Origin of the sequence: uncultured Nitratireductor sp. (assembly GCF_913053745.1) — a bacterium.
Lineage (GTDB): Bacteria > Pseudomonadota > Alphaproteobacteria > Rhizobiales > Rhizobiaceae > Nitratireductor.
The window spans coordinates 1-2,986 of sequence record NZ_CAJXGF010000254.1; the positions used below are offsets into that span (position 1 = coordinate 1).

The 2,986-nt window shown below is 60.1% G+C and carries 2 protein-coding genes; one reads left to right on the forward strand and one right to left on the reverse strand.

Features of this window, described 5'->3' with window-relative positions; genetic code table 11:
• Positions 1 to 144 precede the first annotated feature (144 nt).
• Positions 145 to 1,647 carry an autoinducer 2 ABC transporter ATP-binding protein LsrA gene (lsrA, locus tag QZ638_RS23065; RefSeq protein WP_366936277.1) on the reverse strand — a complete coding sequence of 501 codons (1,503 nt, stop codon included), beginning with the start codon at positions 1,645 to 1,647 and terminating at the stop codon, positions 145 to 147.
• A gap of 229 nt (positions 1,648 to 1,876) precedes the next feature.
• On the opposite strand from lsrA, the gene QZ638_RS23070 reads away from it, so the two are divergent.
• Positions 1,877 to 2,824, forward strand: a complete 948-nt coding sequence (locus QZ638_RS23070; RefSeq protein ID WP_295815062.1) for a sugar-binding transcriptional regulator — start codon at positions 1,877 to 1,879, stop codon at positions 2,822 to 2,824.
• Positions 2,825 to 2,986 lie beyond the last annotated feature (162 nt).

Sequence of the window (2,986 nt, forward strand, 5' to 3'; positions counted from 1 at the left end):
GAGACCAGCATCAGAACGAGGCTGTTGGACAAGATCACCGACGCCGTCGCGCCGGAAAGATACCCAGGCGCCAACAGCCCTGCCGCAAGCGAGGTCGCGGCCAGAACGATCAACAGTGTCAGGACGCGATTGCGTGCGAAAAGGTCAACCATGCGCCGCCTCCCCCGCTCCGAAAGCCAGCCGTGCGATGGCGTCGACGGCGATATCTCTGTCGAGCGACCCGGCGACCCGGCCGAACGCCATGACCTGAACCCGGTCCGCAAGGGTCTCGATTTCGTCGAAGTCCGAGGAGATCAGGATGACGGCGACGCCTTCGGCGGCAAGCTCGCGGATCAGCGCGTAAATATCGTTGCGCGCAGCGACGTCCACGCCACGTGTCGGTTCGTCAAGGACGAGCACTTTGGGGGCCACCGAGAGACATTTCGCCAGAAGCAACTTCTGCTGATTGCCTCCAGAAAGCCCGCGTGCCTGCTGCCCTGGTCCAGTGCAAACGATTCCCATCTTGGAGCGGAAAGCGTCAAACGCCTTGCGCTCCAGACGGGGACGCAGAAAGAAGGGCAGTCTGTGGATTCGATAGGAGGAGGCATTCCAATAAAGCGGCGCTTCCAGAAAGAGCCCGTGCAACTGCCGGTCTTCTGGCAGATAAACCAGCCCAAGATCAACGGAGCGGCGCGGAGAACGGTTGGAAAACTCCGCTCCCTCCAGAACGACGCGGCCACTCGATTGCGGACGCAGGCCGAACAACGTCTCCGCAAACTCCGTCCGCCCTGCGCCAACGACACCGGCCAGTCCGAGGATTTCTCCCGCATGGACATCGAGATCGACCCCGGCAAACCCCTCACCGCTCAGGTCACGGATCGACAACCGGGCTTTGCCGACATGTGAGATTGCCTTCTGACGATTGAGCGCGGCACCTTGCTCTACCACCTGCACCCGGCTCATTGCATCGACGATCTCGGCGTCGGTAAAGTCCTCGAGCGATCCCGACAGAACAATCGCACCGTCCCGAAGCACGCTGATCGTGCCGCAGATTTCACGAATCTCCCTGAGTTTGTGAGAGATAAAGAATATCCCGACGCCTTGCGCCTGCAACCTGCGCACTCGCTCGAAGAGCGCTCGTGTCTCGAACGGCGTCAGGGCCGAGGTCGGTTCATCGAGGATGAGGACGCGGGCATCGCGTACAAGGCCGCGCAGGATTTCGACGATCTGCCGCTCGGCAATCTCCAACCCCGCCGCCTCCGCATCGAGATCGAGCGAAACCGCAAGCTCATCGATCAAATGCTCCACCCGGGCCCGCAAAGTGCGTGCGGAAGCGGCCAACCCGAGACAGATGTTTTCCAGCACTGTCCGGTTTGGAAAAATGTGCGCCTCCTGCGGCACGAAATACAGACCGAGCTTCTGCGCGACTGCGGGCGAAGCGGAGGTTAGTGCCTGGCCGTTGATTTCGACCGATCCGGAATTGGCGGGAATGACGCCAGACATGACCTTCATCAGGCTCGACTTTCCGGCACCATTCCCTCCCAGAAGAGCATGAACCTCGCCAACGCGGAGTGTCAGGGACACCCCCTTGAGCACAGGCACCGCGCCGTAAGACTTCCAGATATCGGTCAGCTGCGCAGCCCTCCCGGCCGCTGGCATCGCGGACATTCCTCACCTGTTCATATGTTTTAACACTCTACAGATGATCACACACACTCTCCCTCGTCAATAGTTCTTCACCTGCTTACCGAAGCGCCTGTCTCTATCAAATAAGGTTTGTTGGATCCCATATTCGATCAATGAAGGATCACGCTCACTTTCCGCAAATCCCTATTGACGGATCAAAAGTTTTTACGATATCCAAATGATCAGTTCGCGACCAAGGGAAACAACGGCAATGCGCTCGGAAAATGGCGAATGGAGTTATGCGGATGCGGATGAGGAAATCCTGACTCGGATTGCCTGGTATTACTACAATGATGGCCTCACCCAGAACGAGATCGGCGAAAAGCTGAACATGTCGCGCATCAAGGTCTCGCGGCTCCTCGAAAGCGGACGCCGATCCGGCATTATCCAAGTGCGCATCAATTCCCGCTATCAGGGCTGCCTGGCGCTCGAACGCGAAGTCAAGGATCGCTATGACCTCAAAGAGGCCTATGTCGTACCGCAGCTCCCCGGCCGGTCAGCGAGCGACCGGCTCGGCCAAGCCGCCGCCCAGTTTCTCATGCAACGGCTGGAGCCCGGCGATCTGCTCGCCGTCGGCTGGGGCGAAACCGTTTCCAATACCATCCAGCGGCTCGGTCACATTGCCAATGAACGCGACATCGGTTTGGTCAGCCTGACCGGCGGCGTCGGCACTTATGTTGACGGTATGCGCACGGCCAGCTGGGGCAGCAGCGTGCATCTGGTCCCCGCGCCCCTGGTGGTGCGCGATCCGGCGGTCTCGGCCAATCTGTCGCATGAGCCGGCGATCGCCAACCTGCTTGATATGGCTTTGAACGCGTCTTACCAGCTTGTCGGCATCGGTGAGATTTCGCCCTCCTCCACGGTCGTACACTCCGGTTATGTCTCGCCGGACGAGGTGGAGCCGCTACGCCGCAAGGGCGCGGTCGGCGATATTCTTTGCCAGTTCTTCGACGATCGGGGCAACGTTCTCGACTTGCCGCTTCACGATCGCGTCATCGGCGTCAAGCTCGCCAGTCTTTCTCGCGCCGAGAAAGTTATCGCGGCCGCCGGCGGCATGCAGAAGGTGCAGGCGATCGATGCCGCACTGCGGGGCCGTTTCGCCGGCATACTCATCACCGACGAGACGACCGCGGCGGGCCTCATGAACATCAAGGCTTAGGAAAAGACGATGAGCGCAACACCTTATCTTCTGGCGATCGACGCCGGCACTGGCAGCGGCCGCGCGGTGATTTTCGATGCCACCGGCCGTCAGGTTTCGAGCGCCCAACATGAATGGTGGCATAAGCCCGATCCCCGCTTCGAAGGCTCGATGGATTTCGAC

Excerpts from the sequence above, each read along its gene's own strand:
- QZ638_RS23070 (WP_295815062.1), top strand. The coding sequence starts at position 1,877 with ATGCGCTCGGAAAATGGCGAATGGAGTTATGCGGATGCGGATGAGGAA.
- lsrA (WP_366936277.1), bottom strand. The coding sequence starts at position 1,647 with ATGTCCGCGATGCCAGCGGCCGGGAGGGCTGCGCAGCTGACCGATATC.